The 24,128-nt window shown below is 65.0% G+C and carries 22 protein-coding genes and 1 pseudogene; 13 read left to right on the forward strand and 10 right to left on the reverse strand.

Annotation, left to right across the window (positions count from 1 at the left end; translation table 11 throughout):
- Positions 1-133 precede the first annotated feature (133 nt).
- Together QCM77_RS34690 and QCM77_RS34695 are read right to left on the reverse strand one after the other, a co-directional pair.
- Positions 134-490 carry a hypothetical protein gene (locus tag QCM77_RS34690; RefSeq protein WP_279690174.1) on the reverse strand — a complete coding sequence of 119 codons (357 nt, stop codon included), beginning with the start codon at positions 488-490 and terminating at the stop codon, positions 134-136.
- A 110-nt stretch (positions 491-600) separates the two neighbouring features.
- A complete protein-coding gene (locus QCM77_RS34695) occupies positions 601-1,575 on the reverse strand; it encodes a tripartite tricarboxylate transporter substrate binding protein (protein WP_280095980.1) in 975 nt (324 codons plus the stop codon).
- Between the two features lie 157 nt (positions 1,576-1,732).
- Between QCM77_RS34695 and QCM77_RS34700 the strand changes: the two genes are divergently transcribed.
- Positions 1,733-1,990, forward strand: coding sequence for a hypothetical protein (locus tag QCM77_RS34700; protein ID WP_279690272.1), 258 nt, complete (start codon positions 1,733-1,735; stop codon positions 1,988-1,990).
- Positions 1,991-2,032: 42 nt separating this feature from the next.
- Here the strand turns inward: QCM77_RS34700 and QCM77_RS34705 are convergent, their stop codons facing one another.
- Positions 2,033-2,968, reverse strand: a complete 936-nt coding sequence (locus tag QCM77_RS34705; RefSeq protein ID WP_279668364.1) for a LysR family transcriptional regulator — start codon at positions 2,966-2,968, stop codon at positions 2,033-2,035.
- Positions 2,969-3,085: 117 nt separating this feature from the next.
- Between QCM77_RS34705 and QCM77_RS34710 the strand changes: the two genes are divergently transcribed.
- Genes QCM77_RS34710 through QCM77_RS34725 form a run of 4 tightly spaced genes read left to right on the forward strand, consistent with a single transcriptional unit; the run spans position 3,086 to position 5,497 of the window.
- Positions 3,086-3,838 carry an SDR family NAD(P)-dependent oxidoreductase gene (locus QCM77_RS34710; RefSeq protein ID WP_280095981.1) on the forward strand — a complete coding sequence of 251 codons (753 nt, stop codon included), beginning with the start codon at positions 3,086-3,088 and terminating at the stop codon, positions 3,836-3,838.
- Positions 3,839-3,875: 37 nt separating this feature from the next.
- Positions 3,876-4,574 carry a pirin family protein gene (locus QCM77_RS34715; RefSeq protein ID WP_279668362.1) on the forward strand — a complete coding sequence of 233 codons (699 nt, stop codon included), beginning with the start codon at positions 3,876-3,878 and terminating at the stop codon, positions 4,572-4,574.
- A gap of 52 nt (positions 4,575-4,626) precedes the next feature.
- Positions 4,627-5,226: an NAD(P)H:quinone oxidoreductase gene (wrbA, locus tag QCM77_RS34720; RefSeq protein WP_279668360.1), complete on the forward strand. Its 600-nt coding sequence runs from the start codon at positions 4,627-4,629 to the stop codon at positions 5,224-5,226.
- Between the two features lie 43 nt (positions 5,227-5,269).
- Positions 5,270-5,497, forward strand: a complete 228-nt coding sequence (locus tag QCM77_RS34725; protein ID WP_280095982.1) for a hypothetical protein — start codon at positions 5,270-5,272, stop codon at positions 5,495-5,497.
- Here the strand turns inward: QCM77_RS34725 and QCM77_RS34730 are convergent.
- The 4 genes from QCM77_RS34730 to QCM77_RS34745 all read right to left on the reverse strand — a co-directional run bounded on the left by QCM77_RS34730 (position 5,494) and on the right by QCM77_RS34745 (position 10,179).
- Positions 5,494-6,378, reverse strand: a complete 885-nt coding sequence (locus QCM77_RS34730) for a protein-L-isoaspartate O-methyltransferase family protein (protein ID WP_280095983.1) — start codon at positions 6,376-6,378, stop codon at positions 5,494-5,496. The genes QCM77_RS34725 and QCM77_RS34730 overlap by 4 nt on opposite strands.
- A 75-nt stretch (positions 6,379-6,453) precedes the next feature.
- Positions 6,454-7,599, reverse strand: coding sequence for a GNAT family N-acetyltransferase (locus QCM77_RS34735; protein WP_280095984.1), 1,146 nt, complete (start codon positions 7,597-7,599; stop codon positions 6,454-6,456).
- Between the two features lie 120 nt (positions 7,600-7,719).
- The gene (locus QCM77_RS34740) at positions 7,720-9,072 is read right to left on the reverse strand and encodes an O-antigen ligase family protein (RefSeq protein WP_462804369.1); all 1,353 of its coding nucleotides are present in this window, start codon (positions 9,070-9,072) and stop codon (positions 7,720-7,722) included.
- 39 nt (positions 9,073-9,111) lie between these two features.
- Entirely contained in the window at positions 9,112-10,179 is a 1,068-nt protein-coding gene (locus QCM77_RS34745) for a glycosyltransferase (RefSeq protein WP_280095985.1), read from the reverse strand.
- A gap of 247 nt (positions 10,180-10,426) precedes the next feature.
- Between QCM77_RS34745 and QCM77_RS34750 the strand changes: the two genes are divergently transcribed.
- The gene (locus QCM77_RS34750; RefSeq protein WP_279668350.1) at positions 10,427-11,413 is read left to right on the forward strand and encodes a glycosyltransferase; all 987 of its coding nucleotides are present in this window, start codon (positions 10,427-10,429) and stop codon (positions 11,411-11,413) included.
- A gap of 15 nt (positions 11,414-11,428) precedes the next feature.
- Here QCM77_RS34750 and QCM77_RS34755 read toward each other — a convergent pair whose 3' ends face one another.
- Positions 11,429-12,457, reverse strand: coding sequence for a glycosyltransferase family 2 protein (locus QCM77_RS34755; protein WP_280095986.1), 1,029 nt, complete (start codon positions 12,455-12,457; stop codon positions 11,429-11,431).
- 393 nt (positions 12,458-12,850) lie between these two features.
- On the opposite strand from QCM77_RS34755, the gene QCM77_RS34760 reads away from it, so the two are divergent.
- The 4 genes and pseudogenes from QCM77_RS34760 to galE all read left to right on the forward strand — a co-directional run bounded on the left by QCM77_RS34760 (position 12,851) and on the right by galE (position 18,126).
- Positions 12,851-13,651, forward strand: coding sequence for a class I SAM-dependent methyltransferase (locus QCM77_RS34760; protein WP_279690200.1), 801 nt, complete (start codon positions 12,851-12,853; stop codon positions 13,649-13,651).
- A 291-nt stretch (positions 13,652-13,942) separates the two neighbouring features.
- On the forward strand, positions 13,943-16,315 hold the full coding sequence (locus QCM77_RS34765; RefSeq protein ID WP_280095987.1) for an exopolysaccharide transport family protein: 2,373 nt from the start codon (positions 13,943-13,945) through the stop codon (positions 16,313-16,315).
- On the forward strand, positions 16,308-17,108 hold the full coding sequence (locus tag QCM77_RS34770) for a WecB/TagA/CpsF family glycosyltransferase (RefSeq protein ID WP_279668345.1): 801 nt from the start codon (positions 16,308-16,310) through the stop codon (positions 17,106-17,108). The genes QCM77_RS34765 and QCM77_RS34770 overlap by 8 nt, the downstream gene beginning before the upstream one ends.
- Positions 17,109-17,132: 24 nt before the next feature.
- Positions 17,133-18,126: pseudogene (galE, locus tag QCM77_RS34775) on the forward strand (UDP-glucose 4-epimerase GalE).
- A 29-nt stretch (positions 18,127-18,155) separates the two neighbouring features.
- Here the strand turns inward: galE and QCM77_RS34780 are convergent.
- Positions 18,156-18,293, reverse strand: coding sequence for a hypothetical protein (locus tag QCM77_RS34780; RefSeq protein WP_280095988.1), 138 nt, complete (start codon positions 18,291-18,293; stop codon positions 18,156-18,158).
- A 56-nt stretch (positions 18,294-18,349) separates the two neighbouring features.
- Here QCM77_RS34780 and QCM77_RS34785 point away from each other — a divergent pair, with 56 nt between their 5' ends.
- A complete protein-coding gene (locus QCM77_RS34785) occupies positions 18,350-18,691 on the forward strand; it encodes a hypothetical protein (protein WP_279668372.1) in 342 nt (113 codons plus the stop codon).
- Here QCM77_RS34785 and QCM77_RS34790 read toward each other — a convergent pair.
- On the reverse strand, positions 18,665-22,780 hold the full coding sequence (locus QCM77_RS34790; RefSeq protein ID WP_280095989.1) for a bifunctional diguanylate cyclase/phosphodiesterase: 4,116 nt from the start codon (positions 22,778-22,780) through the stop codon (positions 18,665-18,667). The genes QCM77_RS34785 and QCM77_RS34790 overlap by 27 nt on opposite strands.
- Positions 22,781-22,826: 46 nt before the next feature.
- Here QCM77_RS34790 and QCM77_RS34795 point away from each other — a divergent pair, with 46 nt between their 5' ends.
- A complete protein-coding gene (locus QCM77_RS34795) occupies positions 22,827-23,003 on the forward strand; it encodes a hypothetical protein (RefSeq protein WP_280095990.1) in 177 nt (58 codons plus the stop codon).
- Between the two features lie 71 nt (positions 23,004-23,074).
- Positions 23,075-24,127: an Ldh family oxidoreductase gene (locus QCM77_RS34800; RefSeq protein WP_280095991.1), complete on the forward strand. Its 1,053-nt coding sequence runs from the start codon at positions 23,075-23,077 to the stop codon at positions 24,125-24,127.
- Position 24,128: the final 1 nt, after the last annotated feature.

The raw sequence follows: 24,128 nt of genomic DNA on the forward strand, positions 1-24,128 counted from the left end.
GCTCGGCTTGCCTAGACAAAGCGGTTCCATCTTCGCCCATTGGGCGTCATTCAAAACGAATCGGTCCATCCCGAGCTTGAATCACAGCCGAGCTCAAATGAGAATCCTGAATCCCAACAGACCCTAGGCAGCCCTAATCGTCGTTATCGTCATAAGGTCGCGGCTGCGATTGCGGAGGTGGTGGCGGCGCATTGTTATATCGTGGCACCGGCGCGGCGCGATTGCGCGGAACCGGCTGCTGCGGCTGCATCTGATTATTGGATTGGAACACCGCGCGGCAGCCGCTGGAGAGCTGCGGCGTGTTCTGCTGCAAGCAAGCCGTGATGCGGCTCACGTCAGGGATCTGGTCGCTGCACAGCCGCCACACATCCGGCGTGCAGGCCATCTGCTGCTCCATGGTTCCGCGATATTCTTCGGCGGACGCAGCGCCCTGCGCGACTATGCCGCCGATCGCGAGCGCTACGCCCAGCGCAATCCGCTCTGTCCGCATGTCCCGATCCTTCTTGAGCCTCTTGAATTTGAGTCTCTCGAATTCTCTTCAATCAATGAGACGCGGGGAGGTTCTGGACTAACAAAAAAACGTGAAAACGGGCTAGGAACCTATTCGACCCTGCCGATCTTCTTGACCGCCGTAATCAGTCGCGCGCTGTCGGAGGCGACGAACTCGGCAAATGCCGGCGCGTCCTGATAGGCGACGAGACTGCCCGACGTCTCGAAGGCCTTGAGCACGTCCGGACTCGTCATCACCTGCGCCATCGCTTCGCGCAGCCGGCTCGCTATCGGCGTCGGCAGCGTGCTCTGCGCGAACAGGCCGGCCCAAATGTACATCTCGACGTCCTTGTAGCCGAGCTCCTGGAAGGTCGGAACGTCGGGGAAGCTCGCGATGCGCCGCGCACCGCAATTGCCGAGCACGCGCAGCTTGCCGTCGTCGACCTGCGGCTTCAGCGTGCCGGGTGCCGCGGCGATCGCCTGCACGGTGCCGCTGAGAATCGCGGTCAGCGCGGGCCCCGCACCGCGGAATGGTACGTGCAGCAGCTTGATGCCGGCGCTGCTTGCGAACATCTCCATCGCCACGTGCAGCGTGCCATAGGGCCCGGACGAGCCGTAGGTGATCTGGCCCGGCCGCTTCCTGGCGTCCTCGACGAAATCCTGCGCCGTCTTCCACGGCGCGGAGGCCGGCACCGCCAGCAGCGTGGGATCGGCCAGCACCCGTGCGATCGGCATGAACTGCGAGACCTCGTAGGCGACCGGACGGTCGAACAGCCGGTCGGCCTCGGGCAGCACAGCAAGCGAGGACAGCGTCATCAGCAGGGTGTAGCCGTCGGGCTCGGCGCGCGCCGCCGCGGCATTGCCGACGGATCCACCACCACCGCCGGCGCGGTTGTCGACGATGACCGCCTTGCCGAGGATACGCTCCAGCGCCGGTGCTACGGGGCGCGCCGCGAGATCGGCCTGGCCGCCGGCCGGAAACGGTACGATCATGGTGATGTTGCGAGCGGGATAGGCTTGCGCGAAAGCCGAGCCCGACAACAACGGCAATGCGGCAGCGGCGCGCAGGACATCGCGTCGATCCATGGCAGATTTCCTCCCCCTGTTTTTCTTGTTTCGCTGCCAGCCTAGCGTGACCACCCGCAAGAACAAGCCGCGCGGCGGGATTTACGAAGCATTATCCATGTTCAGCCCTGGCAGGAACGCCACCCTGGACCCACCGTTGCCTCCCAGGAGTGGAGCGATGAATAGACTTCGGACCATCGATGTGGCGTTGGACGAGATACTGGTGAATCTCGCGGCGATCGTGATGCGGCTTTCAAAGCCCGACGTGACGCGAACGCCGGAAGCGCGCCACGCCTTGGCGCAATCCGTGCATCAATACGCGGTTTGCGCAAGGCGCTCGAGCGACCCGCGTGTTCATGAATTGAAGTCGCAGCTGGAAGAGACGTTGAAGCCGAGCTTGCGAATTATCGCGAAGGATGGCGTGAAGGTGTCGTAGTCACACTCCGTCATTGAAGCCGCTCGTTCTACGATGACTTTGCTACGACGGCTTTGCCTTTCCGCGCGCCCGCCGCTTGCACGTGCCCGGCAGCTTCGCCGCTAGAAAATCGCCGAGCGCCTCGACGCGGGCGGGGCGCGGGCCGCCGGGCGGGGTCACCAGATGCACGGCGCCTTCGGCCTGCTTCCAGTCTTTCAGGATCACTTCGACCTCGCCGGACGAAATCGCCTCGCCGACGATGAACTCCGGCAGTTCGGCGATGCCGAGGCCGGCGATCAGGGCCGGCATCACCGCTTCGCCGTTGTTGACGCGAAGCTGTCCGCCGGGGCGCACGCTGGCCTGCTCGCCGGCCGAATTGGTGTAGTGCCAGACATTCGGCGTCGAGAGATAGGCATAGCTGAAGCATTTGTGCTCGGCCAGATGCATGGGATGCGTCGGCCTTCCGTGTTGCTTGAGATAGGACGGCGCGGCCACCGTGAAACGCGGCATGGTAAAGAGCCGACGCGCGATCAGCGAAGAATCCGGCAGCCGTGCGATCCTCACCGCCATGTCAAAGCCCTCGCCGATCAGATCGACGGTCGCATCGCTCAAGTGGAGATCGACCGAGACTTCCGGATAGGCTTCGAAAAACTCCGGCAGCAGCGGCGCCACCGCTTTCACACCGAAGGTCATGGGTACGGCGAGCCGCACCAGGCCGCGCGGTGCCACCGATTGCGCCAGCGCCTCGTTCTCCGCCGCCTCGCCGTCGGAGAGCAGGCGTGTGGCGCGTTCGGCGAGCTTGTGCCCGGCATCGGTCAGCGCGAGCCGGCGCGAGGTGCGGTTGAACAGACGGGCGCCGAGCCGCTCCTCAAGCCGGGTCACCGCCTTGGACACCGTCGCCTTGGACATCACGAGCTCGCCCGCGGCTGCCGCAAACGACCGCAATTCCACGACTTTTGCGAAAATCGCGAGTGCCTCGAAATCGGGGAGTTTTGCCATACGAGCGGATCCAATCGGGTTATTTAAGGAAACAATACGTTTCAACAGTTTCTATTTCTATACCACAGGCGGAGGCTTATCCAAGGGTCATCAGAAATTCAGGAATGGAGAAATCCAATGACCAAGAAGCTCTCAGGCAAGGTTGCGCTCGTCACCGGCGGCTCGCGCGGCATCGGCGCGGCCTCTGCCCGCGCCCTCGCCGATGAAGGCGCTGATGTCGCCATCAGCTACGTTGCCTCGCCCGACAAGGCCGAAGCCGTCGTCACTGAGCTGAAGGCCAGGGGCGTCAAGGCGCACGCCTTCAAGGCCGATCAGGCTTCCGCCAAGGACGTGACGCAGCTCGTCAAGAACGTCGCGAAGGAATTCGGCCATCTCGACATCCTCGTCAACAATGCCGGCGTCGCCAATGGCGGCGCGATCGACGACGCGAACGCCGACACCGGCGCGCTGGAGCGGCAGGATTCCATCAACGTGCATGGCGTGATCGCGGCGATCCGCGCCGCCTCGCAGTTGATGGGTGAAGGCGGCCGCATCGTCACTGTTGGTTCGATGCTTGCCGACCGCGCCTCGTTCCCCGGTCTTGCAGATTACGTCGCCACCAAGGCCGCCGTGGTCGGTTACACCAAGGGCGCAGCGCGCGACCTCGGCCCGCGCGGCATCACCGTGAACGTGGTGCAGCCCGGCTCGATCGACACCGACATGAATCCGAAGGACGGCGGCGAGTTCGCCGAGACCCAGCGCAAGCAGCACGCGCTGCAGCGCTTTGGCCGTCCCGAGGAAGTCGCCGCCGGCGTCGTCTTCCTCGCAAGCCCGGAAGCCTCCTTCGTCACCGGCACGGTGCTTAACGTCGACGGCGGTTTCGGCGCCTGATCCAGGCGCCGCCCGTCCAACATAAGGAATTACGCAGATGATCGAACTCAGACCCTTCGCAAAGCTGGGCGGCGCCGACCACGGCTGGCTCAACGCCAAGCATCATTTCTCCTTCGCAAGCCACTATGATCCCAACAACATGGGTCACGGCGCCTTGCGGGTGTGGAACGACGACGAGATTGCTCCGAACACCGGCTTTCCCGCCCATCCCCACGCCAACATGGAAATCATCACCTATGTGCGCGAGGGCGCGATCACCCATCAGGACAGCCTCGGCAACGAAGGCCGCACCGAGGCGGGCGATGTGCAGGTGATGAGCGCCGGCAGTGGCATCCGCCACTCCGAGTACAATCTCGAGCCGACCAAGACTCGAATCTTCCAGATCTGGATCGAGCCGACCGCGCGCGGCGGCCAACCGACCTGGGGCTCGAAGCCGTTTCCGAAAGGAGACCGCTCGGGCAAGCTCGTCACGATCGCGAGCGGCTTCGAGGATGACACGGACGCGCTGCCGATCCGCGCCGATGCGCGAGTGCTCGCCACCACGCTGAAGGCGGGCGAGAGCGCGGAATACGAGCCGCACAAGTCGCGGCACCTCTACCTCGTGCCCGCGGCGGGTTCAGTCGAGATCAACGGCGTGCGCGTCAATGCCCGCGACGGTGCCGCGATCCGCGACGAGGACAGGCTGAAGATCACAGCTCTGGAAGACACCGAGCTCGTGCTCGTCGACGCGGCTTAAGCCGCCATCCACGCAACCAAACAGTCAACATCGATCCCAACGGAGACCACCAATGACCAAAGTTCTCGTCCTCTATTACTCCGCCTATGGCCACATTGAAGCGATGGCCAATGCCGTCGCCGAAGGCGCGCGCGAAGCCGGCGTCGCCGTCGACATCAAGCGCGTACCCGAGCTGGTGCCGGCCGAGGTCGCCAAGGCGTCCTATTACAAGGTCGATCAGGCTGCACCCGTCGCGACGATCGAGGACCTCCCGAACTACGACGCGATCATCGTCGGCACCGGGACCCGCTTCGGCCGGATGGCCTCGCAGATGGCGAACTTCCTCGACCAGGCCGGCGGCCTCTGGGCCAAGGGCGCGTTGCACGGCAAGGTCGGCGGCGCCTTCACGTCGAGCGCGACCCAGCACGGCGGCCAGGAGACGACGCTGTTCTCGATCATCACCAACCTCCTCCATTTCGGTATGACGGTGGTCGGCCTGAACTACGGCTTCGCCGGCCAGATGAAGCTCGATGAAGTCACCGGCGGTTCGCCGTATGGCGCCACCACGATCACCGGCGGCGACGGCAGCCGCCAGCCCAGCGCCAACGAGCTCGCCGGCGCACGCTATCAGGGCCGCCAGATCGCGGAGACCGCCAGGAAGCTGCATGGCTGAGCTGCACGGTTAAGCCTCGCAGTTCAGCTTTACGAGCGACTGCATGGCTGATCTGACGCGGGCGGCATTCTCTTTAGGGAATGCCGCCCCATCTTTGTCGACAGAACATCTCACCAAATGCGATACGAATGGCTTTCGAACTCTTGTTGATCGCGCAGATGGTCCGCAGGCCCGCCCAGGCACTGGCGCGGCGCTGGTATTGCCGCAGCCTGTTCAGGGCCTCACGCGGCCGCTTTCACTGCGCCGGCTGCACGAAGGCGTGATCGGCTAGGCCTGCGTGATGTCCGCGTGGGGCTCAATGGACGCAGTAACGACAGGCGCCGGTGCCGTCGACAGCCACCAGCCATCACCGGCGAACCAGCAGGTCTCGTCGGCAGCGCCCTCTCTCCGCAACGACTGCACGCCCTCCCATCCCTTTGCGAACGCCTCGGCCAGCCGCCGGGCGGCATCGGCGTCCTGCAATCCGGCGCAGCCGATGAATTGGGCTCGACTGAGGAATTTCGCGGGCCAGATCGCGCCGCCGTCCGGGCGCGTGACCATCAGCATGCCGCCGAGCATGCCTTCAGGCGCGAGCGGAAACACCAGCCGCCCGCCGGGCCGCAGCGCATCGAGCCATTCGGTGGCCGGCTGCGCCGCGCCCGCGCAGACATAGATCACGTCGGCCTTGGGCAGATCGGACGCGATGCCCGAACGGTCGCGCACATCCGCATGGGCGATCTCCTTCAGATTCTCGCGCGCGAGTCCTGCCAGACGTTCGTCGATCTCGTAGGCATGGACGTGGCCGCCAGGGCCGACGAGATGCGCGAGGATCGCGGTGTAATAGCCGCTCCCCGCGCCGATCTGGATCACGGTCTCGCCTTCCTTCACAGCGCAACCGCTGAGCCAATAGGCGTGCGCACCGGGCATCCCGATATTGAGACCCCGCGCGCTGTCGAGCGCGAGCAGCGTGTTCTGATAGAGGAAGGCGGGATCATCATCGGGCGTCACGACATAGGGGTGGCCGCCGAAGGAAATCGGCCACGGCCCGGGCCCGACGAACGGCTCGCGCCTGACGGTCCGAAAGGCTTCCTCGATACGGGGGTCCGCGGCCCTCGCCGCGGCGCAGATCAACTGCGCATAGAATGCGCGATATTTTGCCGAACGATCTTCCATGTCGTCTCCGCGAAAGAGGCGACGATAACACAACGATTGCGATAATCGAGTGACCCTACAATCCAGGGCAGCGCATCAGCGCGCTCCCTTGCCCATCGCCCGCGCCGCGAGGCCGGCGAGCCAGGGATGACGGCGCAGACCCTGCGCTGCATGATCGCGCCATGCGTAGGGAAAGCCGCGCCAGGACAGCGCGACGCTGACATCGGTCAGCGGCACCGGCTCGGCGCCGAAGCGGCGCTTGTAGTCCTGGTTGCCGATGCTGAGGTCAAAACGGCGCACGCCCTCTGCATGCAGCGCCGCCATGGTCCGCTCGGTCACGAGCAGCCCCGGCGAGCAGCTCGACCATGAGTCTCCGGCGTGGCTGATGCGCAGGAGAAAATAGGTCGCACCGAACCTGACGCCGAGCGTGGTGGCGACGATAGCCTCGTCGCACACCAGCGCCGAGATGACGGCATAACCGTCCGCGACACCCTGACGGGCGACATCGCGATAGAACTGCGCATGGGTTTCGTCGTTGAGGACGAAGCGCGAACCGAGCTTTCGCATGCGTGCCTGCTGCTGGACATCCATCACGTCCAGCAGCTCGCGCGCACGCGCGACATCAGTGGCGATCTCGAATCGCGCGCCGGCATGACGGCTGAAGACGCGCCAGCAGCGTGGCATCTGCATGCGCTTGATCGAGGCCTGGTAGTCCACATAGTCGTCGCCCGTCAGCACGAGGTTGCCGTTGAGCGAGCTGGATCCGATCCGGCCGAGCGACACCAGCGGGTTCGGGTTGCCGCCGACATGGGCCGGCATCTTCTTCAGGCGCAGCAGATCGAAGCCGTCCGGCAATGCGCGCAATGCATCGATCAGCGCCTTGCCGATCGCATCCGTCGCCGCCGTATCCAGCGCGGCATCGAGCGCCAGGATCGGCGCATTGTTGTCGGAGACGCCGAGGTCGGCGAACTCGACAACGCGGATGCCGCGCCTGACATGGCTGATCATCGGCACGACCGCGATGTCCTTGCCGGTCGCGGCATCCGAGATCACTGCGATCAGCGGCGCGAGATCGTGAAACGCCTCGTACCAGGCATCGAGCCAATAACGATGCTGGAAAGCGGTGCGAAGGCCGCCCTTCAGGCGCAATGCGGCCTGCCGCCAGTCACGCACGAAATCGATGGCGATTCCCGACGTGCTGGACACCCGATCATCTGGTTGCTCGACACTGAGAAACGTCATCCGCGGGACATGCAGTTACTGAATGTTTCCAGATAGATTATGTTTTGCGCAGACCACAAGCGACGTCGCTGCTTATCGTTAAGCTGGCACCACCATCGCATCGGCGGCTGCGACAAGCCGTCAACGATCGGGTTCCGTCCGCTCGACGCATTCGAACCTGGCCATGAAGTGCAGACCGGCGACGGCAAGCGCGAACATGAACCAGATCGGATTCTGCCGTTCGAGCAGGAAGGTCTCGGTAGCCCCGTAATACAGCCCGAACAGCCACACCGTCAGGAACAGTTTTGCCAGCGCGCGACTGCGGTTGTGAGCCTGGGCGGATTGGAAATTTCCGAGCGGTGCGAGCACGAAGACGAGGATCACCAGCACCAGCCCCGGCAGGCCGATGGTGACCGCGAGGTCGAGATAGCTGTTGTGGCTGTGCGCCGCGGTCGTGGCCCATTCGGCGCCCTGGGCGGTCTGCCGCGCGGTCACGTCGTCCCAGAACGCGGCATAGCCGTGACCGATGATCGGCTTCTCGGCGACGGCTGCGAGCGCGAACTCCCAGATGGCGGAACGGCCGGTGAAGGTGGGATCGAGCGGAAGCAGCCGTGTCATCGCCCCAAGCGCCGGGCTCAGGACACTGCCGACCGTCAGCAGATTCATCACGATCAGCGGCACGAAGCAGATGATCCGCTTCAGCCACAGGCTCGGCGTGACACAGACCAGCGACGCGAGCGCGTAGATCGCAAGGCACAGCACCGACGACGTCTTGCCGCCGGTGAAGATCAGGAAGATCCCGGCCAGCGCGGCGACCGCCGGGCCCATCACGAACGACCCGACGGCGGACAGGTAAATGCCGACATAGACCAGAATGGTCATCACCGGCGAGGCGATGTTCTTGTGGCCAAAGCTGCCGCGCCAGTCGCCGGCCAGCTGCGGCTCGGTGACGTCGAGTGCGGTGTGGATCGAGTATTGCGGCGCGAGAAAGACGCCGAGATAGCAGAGTGCAAGCAGTACGAGCGCGGCGCCCCCGAGGCACAGGTTGAAGCTGCGCTGCGTCGGGGGCAGCAATGGCAACAGCACGGCGAGCGCCATCACGCTGCCTGCGAGCACGAACCGCTGCATCGAAACTCCGCGGTTCTCGGAGAAGAGGATGTTGATCAACAGCCAGCCGACCAAACAGAGATGCAGCGGCGTCACCAGGGTCTTCAGCGCGGGCGCATCCGTTGCGGCGACGAACAGCACCGCGACCGCGGCCAGCAGGCCCCAGGAGACATAGGTGAGCGCCATTCGTCCGCCGACCACGGTGGCGACGTCCTCACTGCGCAGGTCCGGAAACGGATCGAGCGTCACCAGCACGAGGAGCAGCGCCGCGACTGCGACAAGGCAGCGCGCGGCCCGCACGGCGTTGACCCCCGCAAGCCCATCGCGCAGGACGGAGCCGAACGATCGGGCCTCGACGTCGGTCATGTCAGTGGCGCTGCGATCCATGGCTCAAGGCTGGTGGGGAAGCCGGGGAAGCTCCAAGTCTTAGCCGATCCCTGTTAAGCATCCGTCAACCAGTACACCGGAGCTCTGCGGCACCGGCTGCTGCCGCACGATGCTCCGCGCGATCTCGTAATATTGCAGCGCGCGCTGTTCCAGCGTGAGATTGTCGAGCACGAAACCGCGCGGATCGAACGTATCAGCGGCGCACCCGGCCCAGAAATCGCCCCAACCCGCTTCGAACCCCGCGATGTCGACGAACTTGGCGCCGCAACGATCGTCCCAGTACGGCACCGACGACACCGGTGCGAACTGGACGCGATGCGGATAATAATCGGGGTCCCGCCAGGGGCCGCCGGGATCCCAGGCGAGCACCGGCACGCCGCAGGACAAGGCCTGCTGATAGGCGATGCCCTGGCTCTCGTTCTGGCACAGGAAGATCATCGCACGCGAACGCGCGAGCGCGGCCTGATAGTCTTCTTCCTTGTAACTGCCGTAACGCAGTTCCGTGAACGAGCGGCCCTCCCTGGTGAGCCGGGCGCGGACGGGCTCGATCAGCTCCGGCGCATAGCGTTCGCGGTCCCAGTGGACCTTGTCGTAGATCAGGACGTCAACCGTCTTTTGCGACGTCCGGGACGGCGCCCAGAGATCCGTGTCGATGCCGACCGGCCAGGCCTCCGTGTCGCGCCAATGCGGCCGATACATGTCGGCGTACCACGGGCCGGGCACCACGACCTTCTTGACCGGCAGGCGCCTGAACAGGTCGGGATCGTCGAGCGGATGATTGTGGGCGGCGACGCCGAGCAGGATCGGATTCTTCCACGCAAACTTGTCGAGCAGGAAGGTGCGGCCGATGATGCAGGCGAGCTCGCTCGGATGCTGGGCGATGTAGCCATAGTCGTTGACGCGGTAGCGGATGCCGAGCCGATCGAGCCCCGCACAGAGATTGAGGAACACGCGGAGCTGCCCGCTCATGCGCGGCTCGCCGAGCAGCATGCGGCGCGCCATGCGCCGCAGATGCCGGTCGCCGGGAAACCAGCGATCGTCCTTGTCCTCGTAGAACAGGTTGAGGACCATGTCGTCGGGATCGTAGTCGAATGTCTTAGCGGGCACTGGGTCCATCCGCGGCAGTCCAGTGCGCATTCTCGCATGGGACCGGCTGTCGCACTCTTCCAAATTTGCCACAGGCTTAATGCCGCCGGCTTAACGCTAATCTACGAAACCGGCGCTGCGCCGGCCTTCGCGGCGACGATTTTTTCCTAATGCGAGTATCATTCGCAGCGGCCAGGGTTGCGATCGATCGCATTGCCAATTCGGCGGATGCGCCCTGGTTAACAGACCCTTAAAGGCGAGCCGTAGCTTGATCACCGCGGAAGAAATTCTCGATTTGCCGGCCACATCGCGCGTCGCGCCGGCGGCGCGCCTGCCGCTGCAGGTCGGCTCAACCACATCGGTGTCCGTCGTCATTCCGGCCAAGAATGTTGCGGCCTATGTCGGCGAAACCCTCGCCAGCGCACTGGCGCAGGCCGAGGTCACCGAAGTGATCGTCGTGGACGACGGCTCGACCGACGACACCACCGCCATCGTCCATGCCATTCATGACCCGCGACTGCGCCTGATGACCAACGGCGCCGCGGGCGTATCGGCGGCGCGCAATCTCGGTGCGCAGCATGCGAGCGGCCAATGGCTGCTCTTCCTCGATGCCGACGATCGCCTGCGGCCGGGCGCGGTCGCGGCGCTGCTGGCGGCTGCGCGCGGTGCGCCGCGAGCGGTTCTCGTCTACGGCGACTACAACACAATCGACAGCGAGGGGCGGCAGATCGGTCGACGGGATCTGCTGAAAGGACGCCGCAAACCCTCCGGTGACGTGCTGGCGCGGCTCGCGGCCGGCAACTTCATCGTCAATGGCGGCATTGCGCTTGCACGTGCAGAGGCTTTCCGCGCCATCGGCGGCTTCGACGTCTCGCTCAGATATTGCGAGGACTGGCACTGCTGGTGCCGTCTTGCCGCGATCGGCGAGTTCGAGTTTGCGCCCAACCTTCTGCTCGACTACCGCCTGCACACGGCCAACACCATGAACGCGGCGGAGCGGACGCCGCAGGATTTCTTCCCGGCGATCGCGCGGGTGTTCGACGACGGGCTGATCATGGCGCGACTGCCCGCGAGCATGGCAGCCGGGCTGCGCCAGGCCGCCGAGGTTCATCTCGTCACGTATTCGGCGATGCAAGCGGTCCGCTTCGGCAGATATCGCCAGGCCTTCGCCTATCTCGGGATGGTCGGCCGCCGCTCGCTCAAATCGCTGCCGCGCTCCGCGGTCAGGGTCGCCCTCGCCTGCTTTGGCATTTAGCTCGCTACCTCGGCATCAAGACACGATCTTTGAGGCCTCATAGGGTTTCGGCTCGATGCCGAACGCCGCGAGCACCGAGCCGAGCGCGACCATCACGGGATGCATCGCGACGACGGCCTTCGACGATTTCAGCAGACCGGCCGCGCGCACCAGCGATAGCGGCAACCTCCCGAGCATCTGCGCAAATACCCGCACGCGCGCCGCTGCGCCCTGCGCGGCCTTGGACTGCACACGATAGTTGATCGCGCCGATGCGCAGGCCTCGCTTTACGATCCATCCGAGACTGGTGCGGCTTTGCGGCACCGTCTCGGTGATGACTGCCTCCGCCGTCCAGTGGAACGTCATGCCGGCATCGCGGCACCGCACGAAGAAATCGCAGTCGCCGCCTCCGAGGAAGTTGAAGCGCGGGTCGAAGGCGGGACGGGCGAACTTCTCGAACGCCGCACGGGTGATCAGGCAATTGCCGCAGCCATAGATCAGGGGCACCGCACCGCTGTAATCATAGGCGGGACAGAAAACGGGATGACGCGAAAGCCAGGGCTTGCTGTCGTCCTCGAAGACCGGCATGACCGGCCCGCCGACCACATCGGCGCCGGTCGCGTCCGCGGTGCGAACCATCAGCTCGAGCCAATCGGGCGAAGCGATCTCGTCGTCATCGATCATCAGGAAGCGGGTCGCGGCGGGGAACAGCGCGAGCGCCGCCTCGAACGCGGCGTTGATCGCCTGGACGTTGCCTTGCCGTCTTTCGACCAGGCAGACGCCCTGAAGCCTGCCATCGGCGAGATACTCCGCGGCCACCGTTGCGCTCTCGCGCCCTACCGCGTCGTTCTCGACCATGACAACGGCGAAGGAGCGCGGGGTGCGCTGGCTGGCGAGCGAGTCCAGCGTCAGCCGCAGATGCTGCGGGCGGCGGAAGCAGGGGATGCAGACGACGACACCAACCGACAGGTCGATAATTCGGGAGCTCGCCGCGATCTCCCGGTCGGGATCGCGCACGGCCTCCGAGATACGCGTGGCGGACAGGTCTGTCGGGATCAAGGTCATGGCGTTCTAGATGTCCGAGATAGATTGAAAAAGCCCTGCTTCGATCCCGCGGATCAGCGCCGTCCCGCGACGGCACGTCGCCGCGGGACAGGTACGTCCCAAAATGAACGGCCGGCCCAAGGCTCGCGACGGCGCCACGCCGCCGATTTTCCGCCACCCATACGCTTAACCGCTTTCGCGTGTTTCTGCTGCGAAACCTTGCCCGCGTGATACTGCAATTCGCGATCCACCGTGCCGATGGCGGCTGGCGCGGATGATGCCGTAGTTAACGCACATGCTCATTAACCCGACCGTAAGCACCGCGACGGGTGACGCGTCGCGGCACCGGATTTGCTCTACGGGCGCACGAGATTTTTCCTGTAAATTTAAGTCGAACAAGCGCGGTCAGAAAATATGAACAAGCCAGCCACGATCGATTTCGCGACAGCCACGGCGATCCAAATTCCCGCGGCCATTGCCCACATTCAGGCGCTGCACGATCTCGTGCCCGGTGAAGCCCGCGACAGCCTGCTCGCTGTCCACGACGTACTGCGCCGCGAACTGCCGCAGGGCCAGCTCGCCACCTATGAAGCCGGCGGCGGCTCGTGCAGCGTTCTGCCAGCGGAATTGCTGAGCCGCAGCAAGGTCACTGTCGTCGACATCGACGAGGACCAGGTCCGCAACAACAGCTACGCGGACGAAGCGATCCTCGGCGACGTCCAGACCTACCGCTTCGGGCGCGAGACCTTCGATCTGGTGATCTGCTACAACGTGATCGAACATCTTCCCAACGTCGACGCCGCACTCCTGAATTTCCGCGATGCGCTCAAGCGCGGCGGGATGATCCTGATCGGCGCGCCCAATCCGCGGTCGCTGTCCGGCGTCGTCACCAAATACTCGCCGCACTGGTTCCACGTCTGGTTCTACCGGCACGTCCGCGGCATCAAGGATGCCGGCCTGCCGGGCGAGCCGCCGTTCCCGACCTTCTTCCATCCCCTGGTGACGCTGCCGAGACTCGAAGCGTTCGCCGCAGCCAACGGCCTCGAGATGATCTACCGCCGTGAGGTCGAGAGCCCGCGCTATCCCGAGATGCGCCGGCGCAAGCCGGTGTTCGCAGCCCTGGTCGACGCCGGCGCCGCCGCACTGAACGCCGTGCTTCCCCGGGGGACCGATGTCCGCCGCGGCGACTATCACGTCATCCTGCGGAAAAGCTGACGGCCGTGGTGCGCGCGCGGCCGATCGCAAGACCAGCGAAGCCTCGCGACCACGCTGCACGCGGTAACGAAGCGTTAAGCTCTGAAGGACCTCGCCACCGCACGCGTCACGGCGACGCGTCGAAGAGTGGCACGCGCTTAAACGCTTTGTTTGCCATTTCGGTGAATAGTCCCTCAATGAGTATGGTTAATTTTCCCTGTTGCGTGGATTGGGCACCTATATCTGAGGTGCGTGGCGTAGAGCGAAGAGTAATCCCTCAGCACGCGACAGTTGGAATGAAAGCTGGGGATCATGCTTGACTACAACCAGCCGATAGACCGGGCCAGACCGGAGGCCCCGCAGCAGCGGCCTCAGGCCGGCTTCAACGCGCTGGAGCTCGTCAATTTACTCTGGCGGCGGAAGATCGCGATTGCCGCTGCCGCGCTGCTGGGTGCGACGCTTGCCGTCACCGCGGGCAAGAGCCTGACGCCCCGCTACACCGCCACCGCCCAGCTCTATGTCGACCCGCGCGAGCTTCAGCTCGTCGATCGCGAGCTCACGCCCCGCGCGCAGGACGTCTCCGGCATGGCGATGGTGGTCGAGAGCCAGGCGCGCCTGATCACCTCCAACAGCGTGCTGCTCCAGGTCATCCAGCAGGCTGATCTGGACAAGGATCCGGAATTCGGCGGCGGTGACGGTAAGAGCCTGATCTCGTCGCTGCTCGGCCTGATCGGCCTTCAGCCCCGCGCGCCTTCCCCCGCGGAGAAGAAGGAAGTGCAGCTCGCGGCCCTCGAGGCGCTGAACCGGCACATCACGATCCGCAAGACCGAGAAGAGTTTCATCGTCGACATCGAGGTCTGGTCGACCGATCCCGCGAAAGCGGCGATGCTCGCCAACACGCTGACCAGCGCCTACCTCGCGGAATCCCGCAACTCGCAGGCTTCGGCCGCGCGGCGCGCCACCAACGATCTCTCCGGCCGCCTGAAGGAGCTGCGCGAGCGGCTGCGCAACGCCGAGACCGTGCTTGCGACCTACAAGGCCCAGAACAATTTCGTCGGCACCCAGGACGCCCTGATCAGCGACCAGCAGCTCTCCGCCAGCAACCAGCGGCTTTCCGCCGCCCGGGCGGGGACGATGGATGCGCAGGCGCGTCTCGACCAGATCGAGGCGAGCCGACGCACCGCAGCAGATGCGGGCGCGAACTCCGAGGCGCTGCAATCGCCGACCATCGCGAACCTGCGTGCACAATATGCCGACGCGCGCAAGAAATATGCGGAACAGGCCGGCGAGCTTGGCCCGCGCCATCCGGCACTGCGCCAGACCGAGAAGCAGGTCGAGGATCTCAAGCGCACCATCAACGAAGAGATCGACCGCTTCGCCCAGTCCGCCAAGAACGACTTGACGCGCGCCCGCGACTTTGAAGCCTCGCTCAACCGGGCGCTGGAGGCGCAGAAGCGGCAGAGCGTCCAGCTCAGCCAGGCCGCCGTGCGCCTGCGCGAGCTCGAGCGCGAAGCCGAAGCCAGCCGTGACGTCTATCAATCCTTCCTCAAGCGCTCGCGCGAGACCGAGGAGCAGGAGACGCTGAACACCTCGGCGGCCCGAATCATCGGCGAAGCGACGGTGCCGCAGCGGCGCTCGTTCCCGCCGGCGATGAGCCTGTTCGCCATGATCGGCTTCATCTTCGGCGCAATCGCTGCATCGAGCTGGTTTGCCGCGGCCGAACTGCTGCTCGCCGGTGCTTCCGCGCCGGCACCCGCGCCGGCCCGTCCCGATCGCACGCCGGTGCCGCAAGCTTCGCGAGCTCCAGAGCCTTCGCGGGTTCCGGAGATTGCCCGGCCGCAGCAGGTTTCGCGAACCCCGGAGGTCGCGCAGGCTCTGCCGGAACTTGCCGCCCCTCCGCTGCAACCTTCGATGGCTGAAAGGCCCTTGATCGAAAAGCCGCTGATCGCCCGCCTCCAGGAGGCCGACGTCATCCACACGCTCGGCGCCATTCTCGCCACCGGCGGCGGCGTCGACCTCACCCGGCTGGGCTGGCCGACGCTGCGCCCCGGCTTTCCGCTGACGACGCTGCTCAATGCCTGGCGCGACATGCGCGCCGCGGTGGCACGCCGTACGGGCGGCAAGGCGATGCCGGTCATCGCGCTCGTCGGTGCCAGTGAGACCACCGGGCGCAGCGTAACCGCGCTGAATTTCGCGCTCGCGGCCGCGCGCGACGGCGCCCGGGTGCTGATGATCGATGCCGACCATCAGGCACATTCGCTCTCGAACAAGGTCAACCGTCCCGGCAAGAACGAGCCGAGCAAGCTCGGCTGGCTTTCCATCGGCAGCAAGGCCGCGCGCGAGATCAAGACACTCAACGGCATCTCGGTATTGCCGGCCGCCGAGAGCGACGCCGGCAGGGCCACTGATGCCATCCGCAAGGCCATCGAGCAGGCGCGCTCCGCCGGCGGCTATGACCTCGTGATCCTTGACGGCCCCGCGGCGCCACTCACGGCCAGCAGCCGCAAGCTGCTCGATGATGCCGACGCGCTGGTGGCGGTGCTGCCGACCAGCCTCGACATCAACGACGGCCTCGAAGAGATCTTGAGCACGCTCGGCCACGCCGAGCGCAAGCTCGTCGGCGTCGTGCTCGACGAACTCACCCCTGCAACCCAAGCGCGCCAGCGAGGCAGACAATATGCTTGAGCGCCGCATCAATCTGGAGGGCCGGGCCGCAACCGCGGACGTGCCCCGGATCACCGTCGGCGGCCTTCGCATGGCCGCGCTCGACCTGGAAGCTACCGCCGATTTCATGATCGAGGCGACGGATCCGCGCCATCGCATCGGCCGTCCGCTATTCCTGACTTCGGCCAATGGCGAAGTGCTGGCGCGTTGCTCGACAGAGCCGCAGACCGAGCGCCTGTTCCGTACCGCCGACCTTATCAACGCCGACGGCCAACCGCTGGTGGCGGCGTCGAAACTGCAATCCTGGTTTCCGCTGCCCGAGCGCGTCGCGACCACCGACCTGTTCCATCTCGTCGCACGCAAAGCCGAGGCGGCGGGCCGTACTTTCTACATGTTCGGCGCCAGCGAGGACGAGAACGCCACGGCGGTCAGGAAAGTCCAGAACCTCTATCCGAACCTCAAGATCGTCGGATACAGCCACGGCTATCTCCGCGGCGACGCCCTGCGCGCGAAAGTCGAAGAGATCAATGCGCTCGCTCCGGATTACCTGTGGGTCGCGCTCGGCGTGCCCTCTGAGCAGGCATTCGTCGAGGAATTCACGCCGCTGCTGACCAATGTCGGCGTCATCAAGACATCCGGCGGTCTGTTCAACTTTTTGTCGGGTAGCCGCTCCCGCGCGCCGCAATGGATGCAGAAGATCGGCCTCGAATGGGTCTGGCGCACTTGGCTCGAGCCGCGCCGCCTGTTCTGGCGCTATTTGACCACCAACCCCCGCGCGATCTATCTTCTCTTCAGCCGGAACCGGCCCTTTTAATCCCTGAGAAGAGTAGATGAAGACATGACTGACCGACCGACTGTCCTCGTCACAGGAGGCGCGGGTTATATTGGCTCGCATGCCTGCCGCGCCCTGACTGCCGCCGGCTATCAGCCCGTCGTTTATGACAATCTCTCGACCGGTCATCGCGGCTTCGTCGCCGGCCCGCTGATTACCGGCGACCTGCTCGATGGCGCAGCGCTGGCGCGCGCTTTCGCCGATCACAAGATCGCGGCGGTGATGCATTTCGCGGCGGCCAGTCTCGTCGGCGAGTCCATGACCGACCCGCAGAAATACTACATCAACAACGTCCAGGGCACGCTGTCGCTGTTGCAGGCGATGCGCAATGCGGGTTGCCATCGTATCGTGTTCTCACTCGACCGGCGCCGTCTACGGCAATGCGGACTCCAAGGCGCTGCCGGAAGATTTTCCCTGCGCGCCGATCAACCCCTACGGGGCGTCGAAATGGATGATCGAGCGCATGCTCGCCGATTATCGCGCAGCCTACGGTTTCGGAGCATTCTGCCTGCGCTATTTCAACGCCAGCGGCGCCGATGCGGCCGGCGGCATCGGCGAGCTGCGTGACAACGAAACTCATCTCATTCCGCGCGCCATGATGGCGCTCCAGGGCCATGCCGACTTCGCATTGTTCGGCGACGACTACGACACGCCCGACGGCACCGCGATCCGTGACTACATCCACGTTACCGACCTCGCGGCGGCGCATCTCGCGGCACTCAAGCTGCTGGAAGAAGGACACGCCGGCGGCAGCTTCAATCTCGGCACCGGCTCCGGCTTTTCAGTGAAAGAGATCCTGGCTGCGATCAGGCAGGAGACCGGTCGCGAGGTGCCGCACACTGTCAAGCCGCGCCGCGCCGGCGATCCAACCTATCTGGTCGCCGACCCCTCCGCAGCGCGAAAAGTGCTGAATTTCGTGCCGCGCCATTCCGACCTCTCCACCGTGATCCGGACCGCCTGGGACTGGCACCAGAAGGCGCATCCGTTCAGGTCGCGTTAGGCACCGGTATTGTGCCTTGCGGGCCGGGCTCATAAGCGGATAAAGAGACTATCATAGTCGGCGTCGGCAACTTTCCCGGCCGCCGCATGTTGTGGTATGGCCGCCGACAAAAGCGGCACAATTGGCTCAGCCAACAGCGCGAGCCAGCTTTTCACAGCGAAGGCCACGATCGAGTCCGCGCATCGGCCTGCTTTTCAGGCGCGACCCAAGGAGCACGGAACGAATGCATCAGGCCGCAAGCCTGCAATTCGAGCGCGTGATGGACGAGCTCGTCCTCTGGCACGGCGTGCCGGAGGACGAACGATCGCCGGCGCCGGCCTGGTGGTGGGGTCCGGCGATGGCGGTATTCGACGCGCACGAGCCGATGCGACAGGCCTGGTGTTGTGAGCTGGGCCTCGGCGACGGCTCAAGCTTCGCCGAAGGTGCGCATGCTCTCCTTGAGCTGTTCGCCGAGCAAACCTCACTGACCTGGCCGGATGATTTTCCGCGCAAAGCGGAAATCAAGGAAGACGAGGTCCGCGAGCTGCACCCGCAGCCATCAGACGACAGCGCTTTTCAACCGTAGCGCCGCGGCCTCGGTGGCGGCATGGTCCGGCTCCGGCTGGAGCGGCGGCGCAACAGGCAGCTCCATCGGTCGCAGCAACTCGGCCATCTGGCGCGCCGGCAACGGCTTGGCAATCAGGAAGCCCTGCATCTCGTCGCAGCCATGGGTGCGCAGGAAAGCCTCCTGTTCGGCGTTCTCGACACCTTCGGCCACCACCGTCATGCCGAGCGCCTTGCCCATGCTGATGATCGCCTGCGCGATCGCCTGGTCTTCCGAATCCTGCGGCAGGTCCCGTACGAAAGAGCGGTCGATCTTGATGGTGTCGATCGGAAAATGCTTCATCAGCGACATCGACGAATAGCCTGTGCCGAAATCGTCGATGGCGAGGCGAATGCCGCGGCTCTGGATGGCGTCAAGCACCTTCAGCGCGCGCCCGACATTGCGCATCATCATGCTCTCGGTGACCTCCAACTGCAGCAGCACCGGCGACATGCCGCTGGCGGCCAGCGCCTCGTCGACGTCCTGCAACAGGCACTCGTCGACAAACTGACGCGGCGACAGGTTGACTGCCATCGACACCGGCAGCAAGCCGCGGCGCTGCCAGGCCATGGCCTGCGCGCAGGCCTCCTTTACCACCCAACGGCCGATCGGCACGATCAGCCCGGTCTCTTCCGCAAGCGGAATGAACTGCGCCGGCGAGATGCTGCCGAGATCGGGATGCGTCCAGCGCAGCAGCGCTTCCACGCCGGTGATCTGGCCGGTCACCATGTCCACCTTGGGCTGGTAGTTCAGCGAAAACTGTTCGCGCTCCAGCGCCCGGCGCAGCGCGCTCTCCAGCGACAGCCGTTCGATCGACTGCGTCTTCACTTCCTTGGAGAAGAAGCGATAGCCGTTCTTACCGTCTTCCTTGGCGAGATACATCGCCATATCGGCATTCTTCGTCAGCGTCTGCACGTCGGCGCCGTTGGCCGGATACATCGCGATGCCGATCGAAGCCGTGGTATGGCACTCGTGCCCGGCCAGCTCCATGGGCTCGGCGAGCGCCGTCAGCAGCCCGGTCGCGATGCGCTGGACGTCGTCGATCTCGCCGCACTGGTCGAGGATCACCACGAACTCGTCGCCGCCGAGCCGCGCCACCACGTCGCTGGCCCGCAGCGCACCGCGCAGCCGGTTCGCCACTTCGAGCAGGAGCAGATCGCCGGCCTCATGACCCAGTGAATCGTTGATGACCTTGAAGCAGTCGAGGTCGATGAAAAGCACCGCAAAGCGGTGATCGTGGCGCTGCGCTTCGTCGATCGCCTCACGCAGCAGTCCGTTGAACGTCTCGCGGTTCGGCAGGTCGGTCAGGCTGTCGTGGGAGGCGAGGTACTCGATCCGCTCGTCCGCCTCGTTTTTCTCGTCAGCCCGGTCGAAATTCTCCATCGCGAAGGAGACGTTGTCGGCAAGGCGCTGCAACAGCTCGACGAACTCGGCCGTGAAGGTGCCCGGTTCGGTCGACATGTAGATCATGACGCCGACCGCCTGATCGTGCGCGACGAGCGGAAACGCCGCGCCCGACCGTGCGCCGTCGTTGCAGACGATGGCGTGGAAGACGCGAACGCGGTCGTCGTTGAGATAGTCGTTGCTGATGCAGGGCTGGCGGGTGCGGAACGCCGTGCCGCTCATTCCGCGCCCTTCGGGGCGCTCGGGGTCGACGGAGAGGCGGACGTTGCGCGTGGTGTCGGCCGACGGCCCGGCCGCCGACACGATCTCGAGCTGGTCGCTGCCGGCCCTGGCCAGCGCAATCGTGGTCGAGGTGAACTTGGCGCCGTTCGACGCAGCGAGGCAAACGAGGTCGAACAGCTCGGTCCGCGACTTCGCCCGCATGATCGCTTCGTTGGTCGCGCTCAGCGCCGCGAACATGCGCGTCAGGCGCTCCTTCTGCGCCTCGGTGCGGGCCTTTTCCTCGGCGCGCTCGAAATTGTCGAGCGCGAACGACACGTTCTCGGCCAGGCGCCCGAGCAGCTCGACCATATCTGGTGTGAATGTATTCTCTTCCGGCGCGAGGAAAAGCAGAATGCCGATCGGCTCCTGCCCCGCGCGCAGCAGCGGGAAGCTGGCAGCGGCTCGCGTTCCATCTTCGGTTGCCTTGGAATGCCAATGCGCAGATCGCGGGTCGTGAAGATAGTCGTTGATCACACTGGGCCGTCGCGTGCGCAACGACGTGCCAATGATTCCCTGTCCCTCGGGATGATCAGGAGAGACATCGCAGGTACGTCCAATCATTCGCTCCTGGAGCCGCCCCTTGACCGCGACGACGCGAACCAGCTCTCGTTTTTCGTCCATGATTCCGATGGTCGCCGACGCGAAGACACCGCCGAGCACGGCCGCCTGACACGCAACTTCGAACAGCTCCCCGCGGGTCTTGGCGCGCATGATGGCCTCGTTCGTGGCGCTCAGCGCCTCGAACATGCCGCTCGACCTGTCACGCTGCTTGTCGGCCTTGGCCTTCTCGTCGGCGCGATCGAAATTCTCCAGCGCGAAGGCGACATTGGCCTGGAGCTTGCGCAGCAGCTCGATGAATTCGCCCGTGAAAATGTCGCGCTCGGGAGAGTTGAACAGCAGCACGCCTTCGACCCGGTCGCCGTTGAAGAGCGGCAACGCCGCGGAGGACGCGATCCCGTTGCGGCGGGCGCTGGCCTGCCACGGCGCAATACGGTCGTCGGCGAGCACGTCGTTGCTGACGGCGGGCTGGCGCGTGCGGAACGAGGTGCCGGTCAGCCCGCGGCCTTCGGGCACATCGTCGGAGGTCGAGAATTTGAAGTTGCGAACCTGATCCGCGTTCGGTCCATAAGAGGAGACGACACGCAGCAGCTCGGCGCGATGATCGGCGAGCGCAATGGTGACCGAAGTGAACTTGGCTCCTTTCGCCGTCGCCTCGCAGACGAGGTCGAACAACTCGGAGCGCGACCGCGCGCGCAAGATCGCCTCGTTGGTGGCGCTGAGCGCCGCATACATCCGCGCCAGGCGCTCTTCTTCCGCGGCGATCCTGGCTTTCTCGGCCTCTCGCCCGAAATTCTCGAGCGCGAACGAGACGTTCTCGGCCATGCGCAAGAGGAGCGCGACGATCTCCACGTCCTTGGCCCAGGACCGGCTGATGAAGAACAAGAGCACGCCGACACTTTCACCGTGCCTGATCAGCGGCGCGACCACGCAGGCGGCAACGCCGGTGTTGACGTTGGCGTGTTCCCAGGGAGTGCCCCTGGTGCGGCGAGCGAGATCGTCCTCGACGATCGGCTTTTGCGTCCGAAACACCTCGCCGGATATGCCCTTGCCGTAGGGATTTTCCGGATCGATCGAATAGCGTGCCTGGGTGACCAGCTCGAGGTTCTGCCCGGTGGAGGCGACCGGCTTCATCCAGTGAGAATCCGCCTCGCGAAGCAACACGAAGGTCGCCACCGACTTGCCGCCATGGACGGAGGCGTCGCACACGAGCTGATACAGCTCCTGCTCGGTCTTAGCGCGCAGGATCGCCTCGTTGGTTGCGCTGATCGCGCCGTACATGCGGTTGAGCCGGCGCATCGCCCTCTCGCCGGTCTGGCGCGCCGTTTCGCGCGTGAAATTGTCCAGGGCGTAGGAGATGTTCGCCGACATACGCTCGAACAGCGACACCATCTGCGCGTCGAGCGAGCCGGCCTCGCTGCGGGTCACGAACAGCACACCGACGCTCTTGCCATTGCAGAGCAGCGGCAGCGCCGCCGCCGCGCCGATATGGGCCTTGGCCGCGCCCTCGCGCCAGGCCAGCGAGCGCGGATCGTTCAAATAATCATTGCTGATGCAGAGCTTCTGATTGCGAAAGGCTTCGCCGCCGACGCCCAACCCTTCCGGCGCATCGGCTTCCGTGGTGATCTCGATTGCGCGCAGCCGTGCAACGTCGTCGCCGCAACCGGCAGCAAACCGCAGCCGCGATCCGTCCGGCTCCACCAGGAACACGGCGACAGCCATGAAGTCCCCGCTCGAAAACCCGGCGTCGCAGACCTTCTGGTACAGCTCGTCCGGCGATTTCGCGTAGAGGATCGCTTCGTTGATGGCGCTCAACGCCGCAAAGGTGCGCGCGAGTGTCGTCGGCACGATCTCAACTCCCGGGCATTTCTGCCTTTTTGTCCCGGGTGACGTTATGACCGCCGATCGCCTAAGTGGTCGTTATTGCGAGCTGCAAACCGTCGATCAAAGTGAACGAGCTGCGAACGACCGGCGCCAAACTGTCGAAAATGCCGCCGCACGGGACGAATCTTCGACCAAAGGCGCATCTCTCTACGAATTTGCAGCCCTGTATTGGTTTACGGGAGATTGATATCGCAGCCGCGCTTTGAGACGATGGCTCCCAACAAGCACCCTGTTAAGGGCATCAGCCGAGGGAACGCCATGCCGATCGTCAAGGCCGACCGCCTCACGCGTATCAGCGCCGCGCTGCTCCGTGCTGCCGGAGCTTCCGAGCAAGAGGCCGACGCGGTCGCCATCGGCTGCGTCAACGCCAATCTCGCCGGCCACGATTCCCACGGCGCGATCGCTATTCCGACCTATATCGACCGTATCAAGGCTGGCCACATCGTGCCCGGCGCCAAATGGACCATCGTCCAGGAATCGCCGACCACGACCGTGATCGACGGCCAGTGGGGCTTTGGCTTCCACGTCAACGCCAAGGCGATGGCGCTGACGATCGAGAAGGCGAAGACGGCGAACGTCGCCGCCTGCACCGTGTTCCGGCAAAGCCATGTCGGCCGCCTCGCCGCCTATCCGCTGATGGCGATGCGCGAAGGCATGATCGGGATCGCAACGGCGGACTCCGGCCGCTCGCCGAAACACGTGGCGCCGTTCGGCGGCAAGGAGGCACGGCTCGGCACCAATCCGATCTCGATCGCGGTGCCGTCCGATCTCGATGCGCCTTTCTACCTGGACATGGCGACCTCTGCGGTCGCGGCCGGCAAGATCCAGCTCGCGGTCGCCCGCGGCGAGGAGATTCCGACCGGATGGATCATCGATGCCGAAGGACGACACACCACCGATCCGACCCAGTACCGCAAGGGCGGCGCGCTGCTGCCGCTCGGCGGCACCGAGGGCTACAAGGGCAGCGGCCTCGCCGCCATGGTGGAGGTGCTGTGCGGCCTGCTCACTGGCCTCGGCTTCGGTGTCGAGCCCACGGGTCGGCACAATGACGGCTGCTTCATGGCGGTGTTCAACGTCGCCGCGTTTCGCCCGCTGCAGGCCTTCAAGCGCGAGGTCGCCGAGTTCGCGCACTATCTCAAATCGACCCCGCCCTCCGAGGGCAGCCAGGGCGTGTTCTATCCCGGTGAGATCGAGGGCGTGCGCGAGCAGCAGCGCCTGCGCGACGGCATCGAGATCGAGGATGCGACCTGGGAGAAACTGCGCATGCTGGCGCGCGAGTACCGGCTCAATACGGTCCTCGATCTGGCATGAC

It is taken from the genome of Bradyrhizobium nivariense (assembly GCF_029846695.2).
GTDB lineage: Bacteria > Pseudomonadota > Alphaproteobacteria > Rhizobiales > Xanthobacteraceae > Bradyrhizobium.

Excerpts from the sequence above, each read along its gene's own strand:
- QCM77_RS34690 (WP_279690174.1), bottom strand. The coding sequence starts at position 490 with ATGCGGACAGAGCGGATTGCGCTGGGCGTAGCGCTCGCGATCGGCGGC.
- QCM77_RS34695 (WP_280095980.1), bottom strand. The coding sequence starts at position 1,575 with ATGGATCGACGCGATGTCCTGCGCGCCGCTGCCGCATTGCCGTTGTTG.
- QCM77_RS34700 (WP_279690272.1), top strand. The coding sequence starts at position 1,733 with ATGAATAGACTTCGGACCATCGATGTGGCGTTGGACGAGATACTGGTG.
- QCM77_RS34705 (WP_279668364.1), bottom strand. The coding sequence starts at position 2,968 with ATGGCAAAACTCCCCGATTTCGAGGCACTCGCGATTTTCGCAAAAGTC.
- QCM77_RS34710 (WP_280095981.1), top strand. The coding sequence starts at position 3,086 with ATGACCAAGAAGCTCTCAGGCAAGGTTGCGCTCGTCACCGGCGGCTCG.
- QCM77_RS34715 (WP_279668362.1), top strand. The coding sequence starts at position 3,876 with ATGATCGAACTCAGACCCTTCGCAAAGCTGGGCGGCGCCGACCACGGC.
- wrbA (WP_279668360.1), top strand. The coding sequence starts at position 4,627 with ATGACCAAAGTTCTCGTCCTCTATTACTCCGCCTATGGCCACATTGAA.
- QCM77_RS34725 (WP_280095982.1), top strand. The coding sequence starts at position 5,270 with ATGGCTGATCTGACGCGGGCGGCATTCTCTTTAGGGAATGCCGCCCCA.
- QCM77_RS34730 (WP_280095983.1), bottom strand. The coding sequence starts at position 6,378 with ATGGAAGATCGTTCGGCAAAATATCGCGCATTCTATGCGCAGTTGATC.
- QCM77_RS34735 (WP_280095984.1), bottom strand. The coding sequence starts at position 7,599 with ATGACGTTTCTCAGTGTCGAGCAACCAGATGATCGGGTGTCCAGCACG.
- QCM77_RS34740 (WP_462804369.1), bottom strand. The coding sequence starts at position 9,072 with ATGGATCGCAGCGCCACTGACATGACCGACGTCGAGGCCCGATCGTTC.
- QCM77_RS34755 (WP_280095986.1), bottom strand. The coding sequence starts at position 12,457 with ATGACCTTGATCCCGACAGACCTGTCCGCCACGCGTATCTCGGAGGCC.
- QCM77_RS34760 (WP_279690200.1), top strand. The coding sequence starts at position 12,851 with ATGAACAAGCCAGCCACGATCGATTTCGCGACAGCCACGGCGATCCAA.
- QCM77_RS34765 (WP_280095987.1), top strand. The coding sequence starts at position 13,943 with ATGCTTGACTACAACCAGCCGATAGACCGGGCCAGACCGGAGGCCCCG.
- QCM77_RS34770 (WP_279668345.1), top strand. The coding sequence starts at position 16,308 with ATGCTTGAGCGCCGCATCAATCTGGAGGGCCGGGCCGCAACCGCGGAC.
- QCM77_RS34785 (WP_279668372.1), top strand. The coding sequence starts at position 18,350 with ATGCATCAGGCCGCAAGCCTGCAATTCGAGCGCGTGATGGACGAGCTC.
- QCM77_RS34795 (WP_280095990.1), top strand. The coding sequence starts at position 22,827 with ATGACCGCCGATCGCCTAAGTGGTCGTTATTGCGAGCTGCAAACCGTC.
- QCM77_RS34800 (WP_280095991.1), top strand. The coding sequence starts at position 23,075 with ATGCCGATCGTCAAGGCCGACCGCCTCACGCGTATCAGCGCCGCGCTG.